General features: G+C 71.2%; 13 protein-coding genes. 4 read left to right on the forward strand and 9 right to left on the reverse strand.

The genetic code is table 11. The features are described from left to right. Window positions 1–67: 67 nt before the first annotated feature. Window positions 68–1,378: an ABC transporter substrate-binding protein gene (locus ACFQ7C_RS09200; RefSeq protein ID WP_378899410.1), complete on the reverse strand. Its 1,311-nt coding sequence runs from the start codon at window positions 1,376–1,378 to the stop codon at window positions 68–70. A gap of 146 nt (window positions 1,379–1,524) precedes the next feature. On the opposite strand from ACFQ7C_RS09200, the gene ACFQ7C_RS09205 reads away from it, so the two are divergent. Together ACFQ7C_RS09205 and ACFQ7C_RS09210 are read left to right on the forward strand one after the other, a co-directional pair. Continuing rightward, on the forward strand, window positions 1,525–2,262 hold the full coding sequence (locus tag ACFQ7C_RS09205; RefSeq protein WP_378899413.1) for a FadR/GntR family transcriptional regulator: 738 nt from the start codon (window positions 1,525–1,527) through the stop codon (window positions 2,260–2,262). 46 nt (window positions 2,263–2,308) lie between these two features. After that, complete coding sequence (locus tag ACFQ7C_RS09210; RefSeq protein ID WP_378899416.1) at window positions 2,309–3,559, forward strand: D-arabinono-1,4-lactone oxidase; 1,251 nt, start codon at window positions 2,309–2,311, stop codon at window positions 3,557–3,559. A gap of 144 nt (window positions 3,560–3,703) precedes the next feature. On the opposite strand, the gene ACFQ7C_RS09215 is transcribed toward ACFQ7C_RS09210, so the two are convergent. The 8 genes from ACFQ7C_RS09215 to ACFQ7C_RS09250 all read right to left on the reverse strand — a co-directional run bounded on the left by ACFQ7C_RS09215 (window position 3,704) and on the right by ACFQ7C_RS09250 (window position 17,598). Then, window positions 3,704–5,458, reverse strand: a complete 1,755-nt coding sequence (locus tag ACFQ7C_RS09215) for a DUF5605 domain-containing protein (protein ID WP_378899419.1) — start codon at window positions 5,456–5,458, stop codon at window positions 3,704–3,706. 15 nt (window positions 5,459–5,473) lie between these two features. Further along, window positions 5,474–8,374: a family 78 glycoside hydrolase catalytic domain gene (locus ACFQ7C_RS09220; protein WP_378899422.1), complete on the reverse strand. Its 2,901-nt coding sequence runs from the start codon at window positions 8,372–8,374 to the stop codon at window positions 5,474–5,476. Beyond that, on the reverse strand, window positions 8,371–9,885 hold the full coding sequence (locus ACFQ7C_RS09225) for a family 43 glycosylhydrolase (protein ID WP_378899425.1): 1,515 nt from the start codon (window positions 9,883–9,885) through the stop codon (window positions 8,371–8,373). The genes ACFQ7C_RS09220 and ACFQ7C_RS09225 overlap by 4 nt, the downstream gene beginning before the upstream one ends. Then, the gene (locus ACFQ7C_RS09230) at window positions 9,882–12,164 is read right to left on the reverse strand and encodes a glycoside hydrolase family 3 protein (RefSeq protein WP_378899595.1); all 2,283 of its coding nucleotides are present in this window, start codon (window positions 12,162–12,164) and stop codon (window positions 9,882–9,884) included. The genes ACFQ7C_RS09225 and ACFQ7C_RS09230 overlap by 4 nt, the downstream gene beginning before the upstream one ends. A gap of 137 nt (window positions 12,165–12,301) precedes the next feature. Beyond that, a complete protein-coding gene (locus ACFQ7C_RS09235; protein ID WP_378899428.1) occupies window positions 12,302–13,165 on the reverse strand; it encodes an ATP-binding cassette domain-containing protein in 864 nt (287 codons plus the stop codon). After that, window positions 13,162–15,060, reverse strand: a complete 1,899-nt coding sequence (locus ACFQ7C_RS09240; protein WP_378899431.1) for a dipeptide/oligopeptide/nickel ABC transporter permease/ATP-binding protein — start codon at window positions 15,058–15,060, stop codon at window positions 13,162–13,164. Before ACFQ7C_RS09240 ends, ACFQ7C_RS09235 begins: the two co-directional genes overlap by 4 nt. Next, window positions 15,057–15,998 (reverse strand): ABC transporter permease, encoded by a 942-nt coding sequence (locus ACFQ7C_RS09245; protein ID WP_378899434.1) that lies wholly within the window; start codon window positions 15,996–15,998, stop codon window positions 15,057–15,059. Before ACFQ7C_RS09245 ends, ACFQ7C_RS09240 begins: the two co-directional genes overlap by 4 nt. 70 nt (window positions 15,999–16,068) lie before the next feature. Then, window positions 16,069–17,598, reverse strand: coding sequence for an ABC transporter substrate-binding protein (locus ACFQ7C_RS09250; RefSeq protein WP_378899437.1), 1,530 nt, complete (start codon window positions 17,596–17,598; stop codon window positions 16,069–16,071). 194 nt (window positions 17,599–17,792) lie between these two features. On the opposite strand from ACFQ7C_RS09250, the gene ACFQ7C_RS09255 reads away from it, so the two are divergent. Together ACFQ7C_RS09255 and ACFQ7C_RS09260 are read left to right on the forward strand one after the other, a co-directional pair. Further along, a complete protein-coding gene (locus ACFQ7C_RS09255) occupies window positions 17,793–18,479 on the forward strand; it encodes a TetR/AcrR family transcriptional regulator (protein ID WP_378899440.1) in 687 nt (228 codons plus the stop codon). After that, complete coding sequence (locus tag ACFQ7C_RS09260) at window positions 18,476–20,902, forward strand: glycoside hydrolase family 2 TIM barrel-domain containing protein (protein ID WP_378899443.1); 2,427 nt, start codon at window positions 18,476–18,478, stop codon at window positions 20,900–20,902. The genes ACFQ7C_RS09255 and ACFQ7C_RS09260 overlap by 4 nt, the downstream gene beginning before the upstream one ends. Window positions 20,903–20,910 lie beyond the last annotated feature (8 nt).

Genomic DNA, 20,910 nt, shown 5'->3' on the forward strand with positions numbered 1-20,910 from the left:
CTCCTCGGAAGCGGGCGGGCGAGGGCGGCGGCCGGCGCCCCCTGGAGCCGGCCGCCGCGGGGACGGGCTACTGGGTCAGCACCACGTCCATCTCGGCGAAGAACTGGTCCACCGCCTGGTCGACCGTGATCGTGCCGAAGTTCAGCTCCTCGCCCAGCTCGCGGAACTTCTCGTGGAGCGAGCCGTAGCCGACGATCGGCACCGGCGGCGCGTCGCCCAGGCGGTCCGAGATCGACGCCTCGTAGTCGGCGATCGTCTGGCTGAGCTCGTCGAGGTCGGCCGCGTCGCGCGCGGTCTCGGACGCCGGGAGCCCCCGGTTGGTGCCGAAGATCTCACCCGACTCGGGCGAGTTGATGAGGAAGTCGATGAGCGTCGCCGCCGCCGCGGGATGGTCGGAGTTCGACGCGATCGAGTACATCTGCGAAGCCTTGAGGTACAGGTCCTTGCCGCCGTCGACCGACAGCGGGGGAGCCAGCAGCTCGATCTCGTAGCCCTCGCCGAGGCCGGCGAGGAAGCCGGCGCCGGAGTTGTCCCACGTGGTGTCGCTCGCGCTCAGCGCGGCGTCGAACGCCGTCTTCGGCTGCACTTCGGCGATCCGCTGCTGCGGCACGAGCTCGCCCGCCTCGCGCAGCGACTGGTTCGACTCCCAGAACTCGGCGAGGCGCTCCTTGTCGAAGCCGGGCTCGCCCTCGTCGTCGAACAGGTACGACCCCTCCGCGCGCAGCTGCAGCTCGAAGTTCGTGAACCGCGTGTTGGGGTCGACACCGCCCCAGACGTCCTTGCCGGCCGCCTTCGCCGCGGCGGTCACCTCGGCGATCCACTCGTAGTAGTCGTCCCAGGTGCCGTCGGTGAACGGCTCGACGTCCAGCTCGTCCAGGATCGTGGTGTTGAGGAACATGCCCCACGAGTTCGTGGAGAGCGGCACGGCGGTCGTGACGCCGTCGACGACGCCCGCCTGGAGCACCTGCGGGTCGATCGGGTCGGTCTGGATGATCGTGCCGAGGTACGGCTCGAGGTCGAGCAGCGTGCCGTTCTGCGAGTACTGGCGCAGATACGCCAGGTCCATCGTCACGACGTCCGGCAGGCCGCCGCCGGCCGCCTCGATCTGGCGCTTCTCCCAGTACTCGGTGGGCGCCAGGAAGATGATGTCGACGTCGATGTTGGGGTGCTGCTCCTCGAAGGCGGCGATCGCCTCGTTGTAGAGCTCCGCGCGCACATCGTTGCCCCAGAAGGTGAAGGTGATCGACACCTCCTCGTCGGGGTCGAGGGTCGGCTGCGAGCTGGACGGCGCGGCCGAGGCGCATCCCGTCAATCCGACGAGGGCCGCCAGGGCCACCCCCGCCGTGCCCGCCATCAGCTTCCTGCTCCGGAACTTCATCGTTGATTCGCCTCTCGTCGTCGAGCTCAGGAAACGTTTTCTCGCTCAGCCGCGAGAAAGGCGACTGACGTCGCCGGTCCACAGTCTGACAAACCGGTTGACCGAAAGCAATCCCGGAATCGGTTCGACTGCCGTAAGTTGTTCGCATGCCCGCCTATCCCGACGACCGCTCGGCCGAGATCACGGCAGCCCTGGGCGCCCTGCCCACCGGCACGCCGGTGTCGGAGGTCGCCCGCCGGCTGATGGACCTCTTCACGGGCGGCGACCTCGAAGCGGGGACGCGCCTTCCGCCCGAACGGCAGCTCGCCGCCACGCTCGGCGTCGGCCGCTCGGCGGTGCGGGAGGCCCTCGCCGCGCTCGAGATCCTCGGCATCGTCGACGTGCGTCCAGGGTCGGGGACCTACCTCCGCGGCACCGCGAGCGAGCTGCTGCCGCAGACGCTGCGCTGGGGGCTGCTGATCGGGCGGAAGAACACCGCCGAGCTGCTCGAACTGCGCTCGGGGCTCGAGATCTACGTCGCCCGTCTGGCCGCCGGCCGGGCCGCAGCATCCGATCTGCGTGCCATCTCGGGCTCGCTCGAACGCATGCGGGGCGGCGTGGGCGACCTCAAGGCGTTCGCGCGGGCGGACCTCGACTTCCACAACGCGCTGGCCGCGGCCGCGGGCAACGACACCCTCGTCGACCTGCTGCACGTCGTGCGATCGCTGCTGCAGGTGTACGCCGACCGGGCGGTGCACGACGAGGACGAGGCGCGCACCGCCATCGACGAGCACGGCGCCGTCTTCCGCGCGATCGATGCGGGGGATGAGGATGCCGCCGCCTCCGCGATGGCGCTGCACATGGCGACCGCCTCGCAACGACTCGCGGCGGAAGCCGCGCACTGACCCGCATCGTCCGAGACCGGACGGCATCGTCTGAGAAGGAGGCGCGATGGCGCGCAACTGGGCTGGAACCTACGAATACGCAGCGCCGCGGATCGTCGAGGCGACCTCGCTAGACGACGTCGTGCGCGCCGTCCGGCAGCCCGGGCGCGTGCGGGCTCTCGGCACGCGGCATTCGTTCACCGACCTGCCCGACACCACCGGCACGCTCATCGACGTGACGGGGTTCCCCGCCGAGTTCGAGCTCGACGAGACCGCGCAGACCGTCACCGTGCCCGCCGGCATCCGCTACGGCGTGCTCGCGGTCTGGCTCGACGACCGCGGGTGGGCCCTGCGCAACATGGGCTCGCTCCCGCACATCAACGTGGGCGGCGCGACGGCCACGGGTACACACGGGTCGGGCGATGCGAATCCGGTGCTCTCGGCATCCGTCCGCGCGCTCCGCTATGTCGGCGCCGACGCCGAGGTGCATGAGGTGCGCCGTGGGGATGCCGACTTCGACGCCCTGGTGGTCGGGCTCGGCGCCTACGGCATCGTGGTGTCGCTGACCCTCGACGTACAGCCGGCGTTCCGCGTCCGCCAGGACATCTACACGGGCGTCACCTGGGCTGCCGCGCTCGCCGACTACGACGCGCTCACGTCGGCGGGCTACAGCGTGTCGGTGTTCTCGCGCTGGGAGGAGCCGACGGTCGGGTACGTGTGGCTCAAGACCCGGCTCGACGCCGACGACGACCCCGTGCCCGACACGATCCTCGACGGCGTGCGGGCGACGGCGGGAGATTCGCCCCTGGGCGTGGAGGACAACATCACCGAGCTGGCCGGCGTGCCGGGACCGTGGATGCTGCGGCTCCCGCACTTCCGCCTCGACGCCGAGCCTTCCTTCGGCGACGAGATCCAGAGCGAGTACTTCGTCGCCCGCGCCGACGCCCCCGCGGCCCTGGAGGCGGTGCGGGCGCTGGGCGACAGCATCCGTCCGCATCTGATCTGGACCGAGCTGCGCACCGCCGCGGCCGACGAGCTGTGGCTGAGCCCGGCGTACCGGCGCGACGTCGTGATCATCCACTTCACCTGGTTCAACCATCCCGACGACGTCGGGGCCGCCGTCGCCCGTGTCGAGGCGGCGCTCGAGCCGTTCGGCGCACGACCGCACTGGGGCAAGCTCCACGGCTTCGACCGCGCCGCGATCGAGCGCGTGCACCCGCGGCTCGCCGATGCGCGCGCGGTGTTCGAGCGGCTCGACCCGGAAGGCCGGTTCTCGAACGCGCACCTCGAGCGCGTCGGGGTGCGCGAGCCCCGCTGACCGCGCGTCCGCGCGCGCTCCGGTGGGCGCCTCACCTCAAGTTCGATCGCCACAGATGTACGCGGATCGGGCCGGAGCGCGTACATCTGTGGCGAACGAAACATCGAGGGTGTGACGATGTGCGCGCCACGACCGGGGGGCGGGTCAGTCGGCGACGCGGATCGCGCGCACGGCCATGAACTGCCGCCCGGGCAGCGGCACGCGGACCGTCGCGCGGTGAGTGCCGTCGAGGCGGTCCACGGTCATGTTCCAGGTGTCGATGACGTCGATCGCCCACTCGCCGTCGGGCAGGACGACGTGACGGAAGCGCGGGCGGCTGAACCCGAAGTACCCGATACGGTGGGTCTCGGTCCCACCCCAGGGCACGTCCCAGTCGGAGGGGAGCGGGTCCCACACGCCGCCGGGCGCGTCGGCCTGCAGATCGCGCAGGAATCGGATGCGGTCGGGTGACGTTCCGTGCAGCTTGCCGCCCTTCGACCACCACAGCACTTCGTCGCCGTCCGGCTCGGGGAGATAGGTCTCGCCGTGGCCGACGTACCCGCCGCGGACGGCGCCCTCCCAGAAGCGACGCGTCATCTCCTCGCCGGTGATGTTGCCCCACCCCTGGTCGATGTCGCCCTCGTACGCGCACTCGTCGATGACGACGGGCTTGCCCCACCTCTCGCGCCACTCGTCGGTGTTCTCGGCGGTGCGGTAGACGTCGACGCGCTGCACGCTCACGTGGGTGATCCACGGCTCGGAGTAGTCGTAGAACGGGCGGCAGTTGTGGATCGAGTTGAGATGGCCGAACGCGTCCTCCTCGCCGACGACGGCGGCGAGGCGCTCCCAGTCCTCGATCTCGTTCGACCACATCAGGTCGTATTCGTTGGCCATCGACCACCACACGTTCGCGAACGCCGACAGCCGTCGTACGACGTACCGCAGGTACCGCTCGTCGACGGCGGGGCCGAGATCGGCGAAGCCCCAGCGGTCGTACGCGTGGAACAGGATGAGATCCGCCTCGATGCCGAGCTCGGCGAGCTGCGCGATGCGCCGCTCGAGGCGACGGAAGTGGGCGGGATCGAAACGCTCGAGGTCGAATCCGTCCTCCAGCGAGCCGGGGAAGACGAAGTCCACGGGCTCGTTGGCGTTGAACAGGTACGACTTCGGGAAGAGGCACATGCGGATCTTCGTGAAGGGGGATCCGGCGAGCGTCGCGAGTGTCTGCTCCTGGAGGGCGTCGTCCTGGTGCGTCCACGCGTAGGCCGTCGTCCCGAGCGGGAGATGGCGGGTGCCGTCGGCGTGGCGGAAGTGGAAGCCGTCCACGCGCACCGGGCCGTGCGCGCCTTCGCGGGAGCCGCCGACCGTCGCGGAGCCGACGATGCCGTCGAGGGAGCGCGCCGTCGAGCGCGTGAGGAAGCTCCACTCGCCCTCGGCGTCGGTCAGCGCACGGACGCGGTACACGCCGTCGCCGTCGTAGAAGCCGCCGACGCGCACTTCCGAGCCGTCGGGTCGCGTGAAGACGGCGTCGACTTCGACGTCGACGAAGGGGTTTCCGTGCGCCGGGCCGTCGAGCCTCAGTTCGAGGACGTCCCACTTGGCGACCGTCGGGGGCGTCGTCAGGCGCGCCGAGCCGCGCTCGACGTCGTCGGTCTCGTAGCCGGGGTCGGGCGCGATCGCCGGCGCGTACTCGCGCCGGGCGTGCGTGCCGTCGCCGATGGCGGCGAGGTCGTCCCACAGCCGCTGGCGTGCGGCGGGGTCCTCGAGCTCCTGCGCGAGCGCGACGAGCTGGCCGAGGCGCGCCCCGCGGAACTGCGCCGCCATCGGCGAGGCCGCGATGCCGGGCAGGTGCTTCTCGAGCACGGCGCGGCCGTCCGGGTGGTCGAGCGTCTCTCCGAACGTGGAGGCGCGGTCGAACATGGGAGTCCCTTTCTGTCAGACGGAGGTGGCGTCGCGCACGGCGCGATCGACGTCGGCGAGCACGGGCGGAGGCGTGAAGAGGAGCGCCGATTCGAGGGTGCGCCCCGCGCCCCACACGGTGTCGGTGCGCACGGCCTCGGCACGGTCGGCGTCGAACGCGGCGAGCGTCTCGAGCACCGCCCGGTACGCGCGCGGGTCGTCGATCACGTCGGCGAGCGAGGACTTCAGCCCGGGCAGTGCCGGGCGGGCGGCGGCGGGCTCCGCCGGCACGCGCCACTCGTGCGTCCCCGAGCCGACCTCGACGATCTCCGCGGTGCGTCCCGGCAGATCCACGATCGCTGTGGTGTTCGCCGGCACGACGGCATTCACGACGATCTCGCCGGCATCGCGCCGCCAGGAGACGGATGCCTCGCCATAGGGCGTGATGTGACGCGCCGACGCGTGCGACAGCGAGGTGAGCGGCCGCGGCGCGACACGCAGGCGCCGGTAGCCGGGGGCGTCCGGGGCGAGGCCCGCCACCGACCGGTGGAGCCAGTCGGCGACCGCGCCGAGCGCGTAGTGGTTGAACGACGTCATCTCGCCGGGGTTGACCGAGCCGTCGGGCAGGAGGCTGTCCCATCGCTCCCACACCGTCGTCGCGCCCATCGTGACCGGGTAGAGCCACGACGGGCACTCGGTCTGGGTCAGCAGGCGCTCCGCGGCGTCGAGGTGGCCGCCGCCGGTGAGGGCGTCGGTCACGAGCGGCGTGCCGACGAAGCCCGTGGCGATGCGGTAGCCGCCGTCGCGGACGAGCGTCGCCAGGCGGTCGGCGAGCGCCTGCTGCAGCGCCGGGTCGGTGACGAGGTCGAACTCGAGTGCGAGTGCGTACGCGGTCGGCGCGTCGCTGACCATGCGGCCCGCCGGGGTCACGTAGTGCGATTCGAACGCCGCGCGGGTCCGCTCCGCGAATGCGCCGTAGGTCTGGGCGTCGTCGTCCCGGCCGAGCAGGCGCGCGGCATCGGCGACCTGGCGGAGGGACTGCGCCAGGTAGGCGGTCGCGACGATGTCGCCGTGCACCTTGGCGTCGCCGGGCTTGTCGGGCGGGGCGGAGGGGTCCAGCCAGTCGCCGAGCTGCATGCGGCCCTCCCACGGGCCGTGGTGTCCGGCGTCGCGCAGCACCGCGTCGGCCCACGCGCGCATGCTCGCGTACTGCGCCTCCAGCACCCCCACGTCGCCGAAGCGGGCGTGCAGCACGGTCGGCACGGCGGTCGCGGCATCCCCCCAGGCCGCCGTCGGCCCCAGGCCGCCGAACGCGGGGAGGGCCGCCGGCACGACGAGCGGCACCTCGCCGTCGTTGCGCGTCTGCTCGTGGGCGAGGTCGCGCAGCCACGACGTGAGGAAGCCGTCGCAGTCGTACAGGAAGCTCGCCGTCGGCGCGAACACCTGGATGTCGCCGGTCCACCCGAGGCGCTCGTCGCGCTGCGGGCAGTCGGTGGGGATCGATAGGAAGTTGCCTCGCATGCCCCACACGACGTTCTCGTGCAGGCGGGAGAGGAGGGGATCGGATGCTGCGAACCAGCCGGTCCGCGTCATATCGGTGTGCAGCACCACGGCCTCGACCGCCGACGGGTCGAGGTTGACGCCGTCGATCTGCGCGTAGCGGAAGCCGTAGAAGCTGAAGCGCGACTCCAGGGTCTCCTCGCCGTCGCCGGCGGTGTCGAACGTCGCCGTAGCGGCCGCGTTGCGCAGCGGCCGGAGTGCCAGTTCGCCGTCCTCGAGCACCTCGGCGTGGCGGACGGTGACGCGGGTGCCCGTCGGCGCTGCGACGCGCACGCGGAGTCGTCCGACGAGGTTCTGGCCGAAGTCGAGGATCGTGCCGCCCGACGCCGAGGAGAGGACCCCGGCGACGGGGAGCGACTCGATGCGCCGGACGGGCGCCGCGATGCGCGCCTCGGGCACGGGGACGTTCTCGTACCCGACGTTCGCCGCCGCGCCGATGCGGGCCGCAGCCCACGCACCGTCGTCGAACCCGGGCGTCGACCATCCGGGGATGGCGCGCCGCAGGTCCTGGTGCTCGCCCGGGTAGATGCCGCTGTCGACGACGGGGCCGTCGCCGCTCGCGCGCCAGCCGTCGCCGGTCGCGGCGACGGTCTCGACGGAGCCGTCGTCGTACTCGACGCGCAGCTGGGCGAGCAGCGACGGCTGCGTGCCGTACAGGCGGTTCGTGAAGGTGAAGAACCCGTACTTCTCGGTGTACCAGGCGCCCGCGATCGTCGCGCCGAGCACGTTGTCGCCCTCGCGCAGCAGACGCGTGACATCGACCGTCTCGTGCACGAGTCGGTCGCGGTACGCCGTCCAACCGGGCGACAGCACGTCGTCCGACACGGCTTCACCGTTGATCTCGGGCTCGGCGACGCCGAGCGCGGTCCAGAACAGGAGCGCACGCCGTGGTGCGCGCTCGAGCCGGAAGTGCGTGCGCAGCAGTGCCGGCTGCGCCTCCCGTTCGGGGTCGGCGAGGCCGACCGGCTGCGCCACCCACTCGCCGTCGGCGAGGAACCCCGCCTCGACCCGCACGGCGGGGCTCCACGACGTCTCGGCGCCCGACGCGGCGCGCACGCGCACCGACACATCGCGCCCTTCGCCGGCCGCGAGGGCGCGGAAGGGCCATGCTGCGAGCACGCTCTCGGCGCCATCGAGGGTCACCGTTTCGATGCCGTCGCTGATGTCGGCCGATGCCTGCACCCAGTCCCGCTCGCCGGTCTCGACCGTCCAGCTGAGACGAGGCGTCGGCGTCGCGACGAAGGCCGTGTCGTCGCGCAGCTCGGCCCGCAGCGACGCCACGCGCGGGCGTGCGGCCGGGGATGCAGCTGGGCCCACGCGCCCGGAGGCTCCGGGCGACGCGCCGGCGGCGCCTGGAGGGGGCGTGGGGACCGTCATCCGTCATCTCCGTCCGAGACCCAGCGCTGTACGGCGACCTCGCCCGTCACGGCGTACACCCCGATGACGCGGCCGGTGAACGACTCGGCGGTCTCGGAGGAGAGGAATCGCCCATCGACCTGGCCGAGTTCGTGGCGCTCACCGTCGATGGTCGCGGCGAGGTGGAAGACGTCGCTCGTGGCGGGGAAGCCACCCGTGGCGACCGGTTTGCGCGAGTCGACATGGAGATCAAGGATGCCGCCGCCGAACGGCGCGCGCCACTCCTGCACGAGTCCGCCGACGACCGCACGGCCCACGACCTCGCCCCCGCCCGCCTCGACTTCGACGTGGAATCGCTCGTCGTAACGCACGGCGAGTCCGCCGACGCCGGCCGAGGCATCCAGGGTCACGGTCGTCGCGTTGGTGAGGTGCTCCTGGCGGCGACCCACGAACACCGGCCGCGGGTCGTCGAGCGTGGAGCCGTCCCCCCGGAGCGTCAGCCAGCCGGGGCGGGCGGTGAGGTCCGCGTGCGCCGTGGGCAGGGCGCGGACGCCGATCCACTCACCGTCGAGCGCGGTGTCACGCCCGAAGTCGACCTCGACGTGCGTGCCGGGGCGCGGGTTCAGGAGCACGGGGTCGATGGCCGGCCAGCCGTCCTCCTGCCAGCGCACGGGCGTGACGAAGGTCTCGCGGCCGAGCGCCGAGAACGCGCGGGTCATGCTGCGGGGGCGCACGCCGAGCAGCACGCACAGCCAGTCGCCGTCGGGACCGATCACGAGGTCCCCGTGACCGGTGTTCTGGATCGGGCGGATCGTCGATCGCGCCGAGACCAGCGGATTCTGCGGTGCCGTCTCGAAGGGGCCACGGGGCGAGTCGCCGCGCGCGATCGAGATGCCGTGCCCCCGCTCGGTGCCGCCCTCCGCGATCATCAGGTACCACCGGCCGTCCACCTCGTAGAGGTGCGGCGCCTCGGGGAACTGTCCCCCGACGCCCGACCACAGCGAGCGCGGCTCCTCCCGCGCGACGTGGCGCTCGAGGTCGACCTCGACCTGCTGGATGCCCAGGTGCTTCCCGATGTCGCCACCGGAGAGGATCAGCCCCGAGAAGGTGATGTACGCGGTGCCCTCGGCATCCCAGGCGACGTCGGGGTCGATGCCGTTGATCGATTCCGAGCCGTCCGCGGTGAGGATGAGGTCGCCGTCGCTCCACGGCCCCGCCGCGTCCGTCGCGGTGAAGTGCAGCATGCCCCGGCCCATCGCGTCGGTGATGACGAGGTGGAAGACGCCGTCGTGGTGCCGGATCGTCGGCGCCCACGCGCCACCCGCCGTCGGGACCTCCTCGACCGCGAGCTGCCCGGGGCGCGTGGCGACGTGCCCGATCAGCTCCCACGTCTCGAAGTCCGTCGAGCGGTGGATCGGGATCCCGGGGAGGTACTCGAACGTCGAGGTGGCGAGGTAGTAGACCCCGTCGACGGCGACGACGCTGGGGTCGGGATGGAAGCCGTTGAGGAGCGGGTTGAACAGCGTGGTCATGAGGCGACCTGCCAATCGAGCGTCAACGGCAGGTCGGCTACCGACGCCCCGGCCCGGAGTGTGTAGCCGCCGGGCTCGACGACCCATTCGCCGGCCCAATGCGCCAGACGGCGAGGCGGCACGGGGATCGTGGCGGTGACGGTCTCGCCCGGTGCGGCGTGGACGGTCGCGAACCCGACGAGCCAGCGCTCGGCACGCTCCACGGCGGAATCAGGGCGCTCCGCGTACACCTGGACGACCTGCTTGCCGGCGCGGTCTCCGGTGTTCGCGAGGGTCACCTCGACGGTATCGCCGTCGCGCTGCGCGGTGCCCCACGACCAGATCGTGTAGCCGAGACCGTGGCCGAAGGGGAAGGCCGGCTCGGCGTCCGCCTTCAGCCAGGCGCGGTAGCCGATATGCAGGCCCTCCTCGTAGTGGAGCACGCCGTCGCGCGGCGTGACATCGGTCACGGGGACGTCGTCCAGCTGCGAGGGCCACGTCGTCGGCAGGCGCCCGCCGGGCTCCGCGGCGCCCGACAGCACATCGGCGAGCGCGGAGCCGAACTCCTGGCCGCCGAACCACCCCTGAAGGACGGCCGCGACGTCGCCCGCCCACGGCAGGATCACGGGAGCGCCCGCGTTGACGACCACGATGGTGGGCGTGCCGGTAGCGGCGACCGCGCGCACCAGCTCGTCCTGACGGCCGGGCAGGTCGAGGTCGGGCCGGTCGTAGCCCTCGGACTCCACCTTCGAGTTGGTGCCCACGACGACGATCGCGACGTCGGCCGCGGTGGCGGCCTCGACGGCGCGCGCGATGAGTCCGTCCGGCTCGGAGTCGTCGGGCGCGATGCCGATCGTGACCGAGAGCGCACCGGCCAGGGCGCCCTCCTGGACGAGGTCCAGCTCGGTGCGGAAGCGTCGGGGGACGCCGGCCTGCGTCTGCACGGCGGCCGTGAGCGACGGCGGGTTGAGGAAGGCCGCGCCCAGGTCGGTCCCCTCGATGACGGGCGCGTCGTCGAGGACGAGCTCGTCGTCGACATACAGGCGACCGGGATTGGCACCCGCGAAGCCGAGGAGGATCTCGCCCGGCTCCGCGGGAGTGTAGACGCCTTCGATGACCACGCGACGGCTTGCGGCGATCGGCGCGTCGCCGCCGAACCACACGAGCGCGGTCGAGCGGCGGTCCTCTGCGAAGAGCTCGGCGCCGTCGGCGCCGAAGAAGGTGACGCGCACGCCGGGCTCGCCGGTGACGGGGTTGGTGAGCCGGTCGACCGGGATCTCGGCGACGCCCTCCTGCACGACGGTGCCGAGCTCGTAGCGGACATCGGCGCCCGGGAAGGCGCTGCGGATGCCGTCGAGCGGCGACGTGATGCGCTCCGGGAGCACGGTCGCGCTGCCGCCGCCCTGGGTGCGGGCCTCGCGCGCGTTGTGGCCGATGACCGCGATGCTGCCGAGGGATGCGGCATCCAACGGCAGGACGCCGTCGTTCGCGAGCAGGACGGTGCCGGCGATCGAGGCCTCGCGCGTGAACGCGGGGCCGTCCAGCGGTGCCGGCTCGATCGCGGTCGAGCCCTCGAGGGCGCCGACGCGTTCGGCGAGGAGCAGGATGCGCATCACCTTGCGGTCGATGTCGGCCTCGTCCACGACGCCCTCGCGCACGGCATCGACCAGGCCGGCGAACGCGGGCGCGGGTCCCGGCATGGCGAGGTCCTGCGCGGCCGGGATCGCGCCGAGCGAGCGGACGGCGGTCCAGTCGCTGATCACCACGCCGTCGAAGCCCCACACGGAGTTGAGCGGCGACTCGAGAAGGTCGTGCTCGGTCATCGTGGCGCCGTGCACGGAGTTGTAGGCGCTCATGATCGTCCAGGCGCCGGCTTCGACGGCGCGCTCGAACGGGGCCAGGTACAGCTCGTGCAGCGGGCGAGCGTCGACCTGCACGTCGACGGTGAAGCGGTCGGTCTCGGAATCGTTCGCGACGTAGTGCTTGGGAGTGGCGCCGACGCCGTTGTCCTGCAGGCCGCGCACATACGCGGCGGCGAGCTCGGCCGACAGCTCCGGGTCCTCGCTGAAGCACTCGAAGTGACGTCCGCCGAGCGGCGAGCGGTGGAGGTTGATCGTCGGTCCGAGCACGACATCGACGCCCTTGCGACGGGCTTCGGATGCTGCGGCCGCCCCGTACCGGTACGCCAGGTCGACGTCCCACGCGGCGGCGAGGGCCGAGCCCGACGGGAGGTTGAGCGACGGCTCGCGCTCGTCCCATCGGGGGCCGCGGACGCCGGCGGGGCCATCGGACAGCGTCATGGCGCGGAGGCCGATCTCGGGGATTGGCACCGTGGTCCAGAAGTCGGCGCCCTGGATGAGCTCCGCCTTCTGCTCGAGGGTCAGCCGCTCCAGCAGCGGAATGAGGTGCTGGACGGTCGCCGGCTGGGTCGTGGTCGTCACGCGGCTTCTCCTTCGTTCCGGGCGGTGTGCGCGGCCTGCTCCGCCAGCAGCGCGCGGCGCGCTGCGCGCCGCTCGGCCTGGTGGTCGGGGTCGGGCACGGGCGCGGCGAGGAAGAGCCGCTGCGTGTATGGGTGTTCGGGGCGGGAGGTGACCTGGTCGCCGCCGCCCGTCTCCACGAGCTCGCCGTGGTACATCACCGCGACGCGGTGGCTGATGTGCCGGACGACGGCGAGGTCGTGGGAGATGAAGAGGTAGGCGACGCCGGTGCGCTCCTGGATCTCGATGAAGAGGTCGAGCACGCGTGCCTGCGTCGACAGGTCGAGCGCCGACACGGGCTCGTCGCACACGATGAGCTTCGGGTCGAGGGCCAGGGCGCGCGCGATCGCGATGCGCTGGCGCTGACCACCCGAGAACTCGCGGGGGAGGCGGCCCGCGGCGTTCGCGGGCAGCCCGACCCGGTCGAGCAGGTCGCGCACTCGCGCCTTCGCCTCTTTGGCCGCGCCGCCGCGCGCGGTGAGCGGCTCGGACAGGATCTGCTCGATCGTGAGCGACGGGTTCAGCGACGAGTAGGGATCCTGGAAGACGACCTGGATCTCGCTGGACAGGTCGCGGCGCTCGCGCCGGTTCAGGTGGCCGATGTCGCGGCCGCCGTACGTGATCGACCCTCCCGTCACCGGCGCGAGGCCCAGGACGGCGCGGCCGAGCGTCGTCTTGCCCGACCCCGACTCGCCGACGAGACCGACCGTCTCGCCCGGACGGATGTCGAGCGAGACGCCCTTGAGGGCGCGGAACGGCTTGGCGCGGAACCCCTTGCCGGGGTATTCGACCTCGAGATCCTTGACGTCGAGCAGCGTGCTCATGACCGGGCTCCTTCCGAAGCGGTGCCGGGGGTGGCGATCGTGCCGGCCAGGGGCGGCCGGGCGGGGCCCTCGTCGAGGATCGCGCCGAGCAGCGAGTGCGTGTACGGGTGGGCGGGCGAGCCGAGGATCTTGCGGACCGGCCCCTGCTCGACGAACAGACCCTGCTGCATGACCGTGACCCTGTCGCACAGGTCGGCGACGACGCCGAAGTTGTGGGTCACGAGTAGCATCGCCATGTGCCGCTCGCGCTGCAGATCGCGCAGCAGGTCGAGCACCTCGGCCTGCACCGTCACGTCGAGGGCCGTCGTCGGCTCGTCGGCGACGATGAGGTCGGGATCGGTCGAGACGGCGCCGGCGATGAGCACGCGCTGCGCCATACCGCCCGACACCTCGAACGGGTAGGCGTCGAACGTGCGCTTCGGGTTCGGGATGCCGACGCGGTCGAGGAGCGCGAGCGACTTGTCGGTCGCCTCCTTGGTCGACAGGCCGAGGTTCTTGCGCAGCGGCTCGACGAGCTGGTACCCGATCCGGAAGGACGGATCGAGGTTCGACATGGGCTCCTGCGGGATGTACCCGATGCGCTTGCCGCGGATGCCCGCGTACACGCGCTCCGAGGCGTCCGCGAGCTGCGTGCCCTCGTAGTCGATCGAGCCGCCCGAGACGTGTCCCCCGCGGGGCAGGAGGCCCAGGACGGCGAACGCCGTCTGCGTCTTGCCCGAGCCCGACTCACCGATGAGGCCGTGGATCTCGCCCTTGCGCACGTCGAGCGACACGCCGTGAACGACCTCGATGTCGGCGCCCTCGGGCTGCTGGTACGCGACGCGGAGGTCGCGGATCGCGAGCACGACGTCCTGGGGGCCCTGCGCCGTCTTGACGTCGTCCGGGTGGACGATCGTCTCGGCGACGACGGGCAGCTCCGTCGAGTCCTCGATGGGTTCGGCATCGGAGCCGCTCGTCGCGAGCGACGTCGTGACGGCGGCGATCGAGCCCGTCGCGGTCGTGACCGCGCGGCGTCGGCGACGGCGGACGCTCGCGGTCCGCTCGAGCACGTCGCGCATGGCGTTGGCCAGGAGCGTGAGCGCGATACACGTCGTCGCGATCGCGAGCGAAGGCCACAGCATGAGGATCGGCGCGCGGTAGATGTTGGCGAAGCCGTCGTTCAGCATCGAGCCCCAGGTCGGGACGCTCGCGTCGCCGAGGCCGAGGAACTCCAGCCCCGACTGGATGCCGATCGCGATGCCGGCGATGATCGCGGTCTGGATGATGATCGGCGCGCGGACGACCGACAGGATGTGCCGGCCGATGATGCGCATGTCCGAGAGGCCGGAGACGCGGGCTGCGTCGACGTAAAGCTCGCCGCGCACACCGACGACCGTGGCGTAGACGAGACGGTAGTAGGCGGGGGAGAGGATGATGCCGAAGATGAGCATCGACCACCACACCGAGGGGCCGAGGACGGTGCGAGCCGCGATCAGCACGACGATGCCCGGCAGCGCCATGACGAGCGAAGTCACCCACGAGGCGGCGGAGTCGAACCAGCCCTTGTAGTAACCGGCGATGAGGCCGGCGACGACCCCGATGACCAGCGACGTGATGACGGCGACGGATGCTGCGGCCAGCGTCACCGAGGTCGCCCACAGCAGGCGCGACAGGACGTCGCGACCCGCGCTGTCGTTGCCGAGGAGGTGCTCGGGGCTCGGCGGTGCGAGCACGAGCTGCAGCGATGCCTCGTTCGGCGGGTACGGCGCGATGAAGGGGCCGATGACCGCCATGAGGATCACGAAGGCGAGATACGTCAGCGCGATGACCCCGACGGGCTTGCGGAGCAGCCGGCGGAACAACGACGTCTTGACGTGCGGCGTCGGGATCGCGGGAGGTACTTCGATGGCGGTCATGACAGTCGCACCTTCGGGTTGAGCGCAGCCTGCGCGAGATCGATGACGAGATTGACGATGATGACGATGACGGCCGTGGCGACGACGAGCCCCATCATCACCGGGATGTCGTTCTGGAGCCCGGCCTGGACGGTGAGCTGGCCCATGCCGGGGAGGGCGAAGATCGACTCGACGATGACGGCGCCACCCAGCAGTCCGATGAACTGCACGGCGAGGATCGCGAGCGCGGGTCCGCCGGCGTTGCGCAGGACGTGCTTGTAGACGACGCTGCGGGTGTCGAGGCCGCGTGAGCGGAGCGTGCGGACGTAGTCGCGTGAGAGTCCGTCGATCATCGAGCCGCGGATCTGCTGCGTCACGGCGGCGATCGCTCCGAAGGACAGTGCGGCGATCGGGAGAGTCACCGACGACAGCCAGCCGGGGAACGACTCGGCGATCGGCACGTAGCCCGTCGCCTTGAACCACCCCAGGTTGATCGCGAAGATCAGCACGAGGTACAGGGCGATGAGGAAGCCGGGGATGGCGAAGCCCAGCACCGAGATGAACTGCACGGTGCTGTCGACCCAGCCGCCGCGGCGCGCGGCGAGGACGCCCAGGATCACCGCGACGATCGCCGTGACGATCGTCGTGCCGATGACGAGTGAGAGGGTGACCGCGAGGCGCCCGGAGAGACTCACGACGACCAGCTGGCCGTTGAACCACGAACGGCCCAGGTCACCGGTGAGGGCGTTCGTGAGCCAGTCCCAGTACTGCACGACGAGGGGGCGGTCGAGGCCGAGCTCCTGCGCCTTCTGCTGGACCTGCTCCGCGGTGGCGCTCTGGCCCACGAGCCGGCGCGCGATGTTGGCGCTGTCGAGGTAGAGGAGGCTGAAGGCCAGGGCGGAGACGACGAAGAGGAGGACCACGCCGGCGAGGACGCGGCGGATGATGAACGTGAGCATGCTGCGCTCCTGTATCTCAGGGGAGATGGTCCGGCCCGCCCGTCGGGACGGGCGGGCCGGGGGTGGTGTTCTACTGCTTCGGCTGGAAGTCGTAGATGTTCGGGAACGCGTTGGTCGGGAGCATCTCGACGGACGTGTTCGCGTCGGTCCCGACGGAGCCCTGCACGCGGTAGAACGGCGCGAACCACGCCTGCTCGACGATGTAGGTGTTGAGCTCCTTCGCGACCTCGGCCTGCGTCGCCTCGTCGCCGAACTGGATCTGCTCGATGTACTCGTTGACCTGCGGGTCCTCGTAGTGGAACGGGTTGAACACGGCGGTCGGCGCGATCATGAACTGGATGAGCTGCCAGTCGGGATTCTGCTCGAGAGCCATGAACGACGAGCCGTACTTCGGGGCCAGGAGGTCGGCGATGAAGTTGTTCGGCGCGACCTCGACGCCCTCGATCGTGATGCCGACGTCGGCCAGCTGCTGCTGGATGAGCGGGTAGGTCGCACCGCCGAAGGCCTGGACGGTCGGCATCTGCAGCGTCAGCCCGTCCCCGTAGCCGGCCTCCTCGAGCAGCTCCTTCGCCTTGTCGGGGTCGAAGGTGTAGTACTCGTCGAGAGCGGTGTCGTAGGCGTCGCTCGTGGTCGGGAACACCTGCGTCGTGGCGGTGCCCTTGTCGGCAGCGGCCGCCTTCAGCATGCCCTCACGGTCGATCGCGTAGTTGATCGCCTGTCGCACCTTGACATCGGCGAGCTCCGGCTGGATCGTGCCGGCGCGGTCGAGGAGGAGGAGACCCTGGAAGTCGAGCTCGTTGGCGTTGATCGTCCAGCCCGCTCCCTCGACCTCGGCGAGGTTGTCGTTGTTGATCAGCTTCACGCCGTTCGCCTCGCCGGCCTTGATCGCGTTGAGCGCGGCCGTCGGGTCCGTGAAGACATTGATGACGAGGTTGTCGTAGTGCTGGACGTCCGGGTTCCAGTAGTCCTCGTTCTTCGTGTACGCGTAGCTCGTGCTCGTGACGGTCGCGGACGTATCGAGGACGTAGGGGCCCGAGCCGACGGGCGTCGTGTCCAGGTCGGCGCTCTCGAGCGACTCGCTGGCGGCGACGAGACCGGCGGTGCGGGTGAGGTAGCTGAGCAGCGCGGGGTCGGGGGCGCTGAGCGTCAGGACGACCGTCTGAGGATCGGGTGCCTCGATGGTCGCGACGTTGGTGAAGTAGCCCTTGTCGGGTCCGGTGCCGTCCTTCGAGCGCTGCATGGTCGCGACGACATCGGCCGAGTCGAGCTCGGAGCCGTCGCTGAAGGTGACGTCATCGCGGAGCGTGAGGGTGAGGACCGTGTTGTCGTCGTTGTACGACCACTCGGTCGCCAGATAGGGATCGATCGTGCCCTCCGGCGTCGCCAGGAGGAGCGTGTCATACACGGCCTGGTAGAAGGGCGCGCGGTTGCCCCACTCGGAGCCGGCGGGGTCGAACGTGGTCGGCGCGGCGACCGCGCCGAGCGTGAGGGTCCCGCTTCCGTCGCCGTCACCCGAACCGGAGCCGCCGCTCGCGGCGCATCCCGTGAGGGCGATGGCGGCGACCGCGAGAGCGGCTGCTGTGGCCTTCCATCGGAACATCCTTGGTCCCACTTTCGTCGTGGCGATGCCCCTGCGGATCGCCTTGTGCGGGAGACGCTAACACCAATTCCGAATAGACGCTAGGTTTTTGAGATTAATTTCTAGCGATCGCTCGGAATTCGTTGTAGAACCTTTAGAGAAGGGTCGTTCGCCCGATGCCCAACGCGGCCGGCGCGAGCGGATACGGTGAAGCGATGAGCGACACGACGGCCGCGAAAGCGGTGCGCCGCCCGCGGGGCGAGTACGCGAAGAGCGAAGCGAAGAGGCAGGCGATCCTCGATGCCGCCCTCGAGGTCTTCGCCGAGTCGGGGTATCGCGCCGGGTCGCTGCGCGAGGTCGCGCAGCGCGTCGGCATGAGCGAGGCGGGGCTGCTGCACCACTTCCGCAGCAAGAGCGCTCTGCTGATGGCGGTGCTCGATCACCGCGACGACCTCTCGCGGAACGTCGTCGACTTCGAGCAGCCCGACGGCGTCGAGGCGCTGCGCGGTCTCGCCGACCTCGCCGGCCGCAACGCCGCGTCGCCGGGCGTCGTGGAGCTCTACTGCACCCTCTCGGCGGAGGCGACGTCGCCCGACCATCCCGCCCACGAGTACTTCAAGCGCCGCTACGTCTTCGTGCGCGAGAGCATCGCGCGCGCCTTCGGTCGGATCGCCGATGCGGGGCGTCTCCTGCCCGGCGTCGACCCGTATCGCGCCGCCGTCGCGACGACCGCGCTCATGGACGGCCTGCAGGTGCAGTGGCTGCTCGATCGAGAGTCCACCGACATGGCCGAGGCGCTCGCCGAGTTCTTCCGCGGCTTCGTGGCCGGCTACGATCTCGAGTCCCTCGAGCAGGCGCTCGACGCCCGTGCCGCCGATGCCGACGAGGAGAGCCCCGCATGATCCGCGAGCCCTTCCTCGACGGCTGGACCGCCGGCCCGAAGCTCGGTGCGTTCGAGGCGCCGACGCCGGAGTCCGCGCCCCGGTCCGTCCGCCTGCCGCACGACGCCGTGCGGGATCTGCCGCGCTCGGCGGACAGCGACCAGGGCGTGCACACCGGGTACGTCTCCGGCGGTGTCTTCGAGTACGCGAAGACCTTCGACGTTCCGGCCGGGTGGCGCGACAAGACCGTGCGCCTCGAGTTCGAGGGCGTCTATCGGGACGCCGTGGTCTTCCTGAACGGCGACGCCGTCGTCCACGAGCCGAACGGCTACAACTCCTTCGAGGCCGTGCTCGACCCGTATCTGCGTTACGGCGAGCCCAACCGCGTCACCGTCGAGGCGCGTGCGCACCGCGACAGCCGGTGGTATTCCGGTGCGGGCATCTATCGGCCGGTCCACCTCGTGGTCGCCGATCCCGTCCACATCCTCCTCGACGGCACGCGCGTCACCACGCCCGACATCGACGCTGATCGGGCCGTCGTGCAGCTCGCGACGACAGTGCGCAACGATTCCCGCCACTCCCGCACGCTGCGTCTCACCTGGACGGTGTCGGCACCGGACGGCTCCGACGTCGCAACCGGCACGGCTCCCGTGACGGCGCTCCCCGGCTCCGACGCCGTCGCGCGCGTACGCCTGGCCGTCGACGCTCCGGCGCTCTGGAGCGTCGACGTGCCTGCGCTGTACAGCGTGCGGACGAGCCTCGCCGATGAGGGCGGGGAGCTGATCGACACGGATGCTGCGACCTTCGGCATCCGTCGTCTGCAGGTCGATGCGGCGCGCGGACTGCGCATCAACGGCGAGACCGTCAAGCTGCGCGGCGCCTGCGTCCACCACGACAGCGGACCGCTGGGGGCGGCGACGTTCGCCGCCGCTGAGGATCGGCGCGTGAGACTGATGAAGGCCGCGGGCTTCAACGCGCTGCGGAGCTCCCACAACCCCATGAGCCGCGCGATGCTCGACGCGTGCGACCGGCACGGCGTGCTCGTGATGGACGAGCTCACCGACACGTGGACGCGCTCGAAGGTCGCGTTCGACGCCGCCCCGAGCTTCCCCGACCGGTGGCGCCACGACGTCGAGGCGCTCGTCGCGAAGGACGTGAACCACCCCAGCGTCATCATGTACTCGATCGGGAATGAGATCCTCGAGCTCGCGACGCCGGCGGGCTCCGCGTGGAGCCGGCGGCTCGCGGAGGCCTTCCGAGAGGCCGACGACACGCGTCTCGTGACCAACGGCATCAACGGGATCATCGCGAACCTGGACAAGATGGGCCGCCCCGAGGACACCGGTGAGGCCGCGGCGACCGATCCGAACACCATGATGGCGACGATGGGCGACATGATGGCGGCGGCGAACGCGTCCGAGCTCGTGACCGCCTCGACCGAGGAGTCGGCGTCGGTGCTCGACGTCGTCGGGTTCAACTACGCCGAGTCGCGCTACGAGCTCGACCGCGAGCTGTTCCCGAACCGCGTGATCGTAGGGTCCGAGACCTTTCCGTCGCGCATCGAGAAGATGTGGGAGCTCGTCGAGCGCCTCGATCACGTGATCGGCGACTTCACGTGGACGGGCTGGGACTACCTCGGCGAGGCAGGTATCGGCCGCGTCGACTACACCGACGAGCCGGGCTACGCGCCGACCGGCACCGTGGGGCCGTACCCCCATCTGCTCGCCGGCTGCGGCGACATCGACATCACGGGCTTCCGCCGCCCGGTCTCCTACTACCGCGAGATCGTGTTCGGACTGCGCACCGAGCCGTACCTGGCGGTCCATCCGCCCCGTCACCACGGCCGCCCCACCACGACGACGCCGTGGTCGTGGGACGACTCCGTGTCGTCGTGGACCTGGGACGCCGATCCCGGCGCCCCGGTCACGGTCGACGTGTACGCGCCCGCCGAGGAGGTGGAGCTGCAGCTCGACGGCGTCACCGTCGGCGTCGCCGCGGTCGGAACCGAGAAGGCGTTCCGCGCGCGCTTCGAGACCGAGTATCGCCCGGGCGAGCTCGTCGCCGTCGCCCGCAGGGGTGGTGCCGAGGTCGGGCGCGCGACGCTGCGCACGGCCGGTGAGGTGGGGCTCGCAGCATCCGTCGAGCAGTCCGAGATCCCGGTCGACGGGCTCGGGTTCGTCGCGATCGCGCTGGCCGACGCGGACGGCGTCGTCGCGGGCGATGCGGACAGGCTCGTGACGGTGACCGTCGACAGCGACGCGGAGCTCGTCGGACTCGGCACCGGCCGCATCCTCACCGAGGAGTCGTTCGCGGGGCCGTCGGTCACGACCTACGACGGCCGCGCCCTCGCGATCGTGCGGCCGACCGGGCCGGGCGTCGCAACCGTGACGGTCACCGCCGACGGCTTGGCCGCAGCGTCGGCATCGCTGACGATCCGCCCCTAGCTCCGCCG

The sequence above is a fragment of the Microbacterium sp. NPDC056569 genome (assembly GCF_042793475.1).
Taxonomy (GTDB): Bacteria; Actinomycetota; Actinomycetes; order Actinomycetales; family Microbacteriaceae; genus Microbacterium.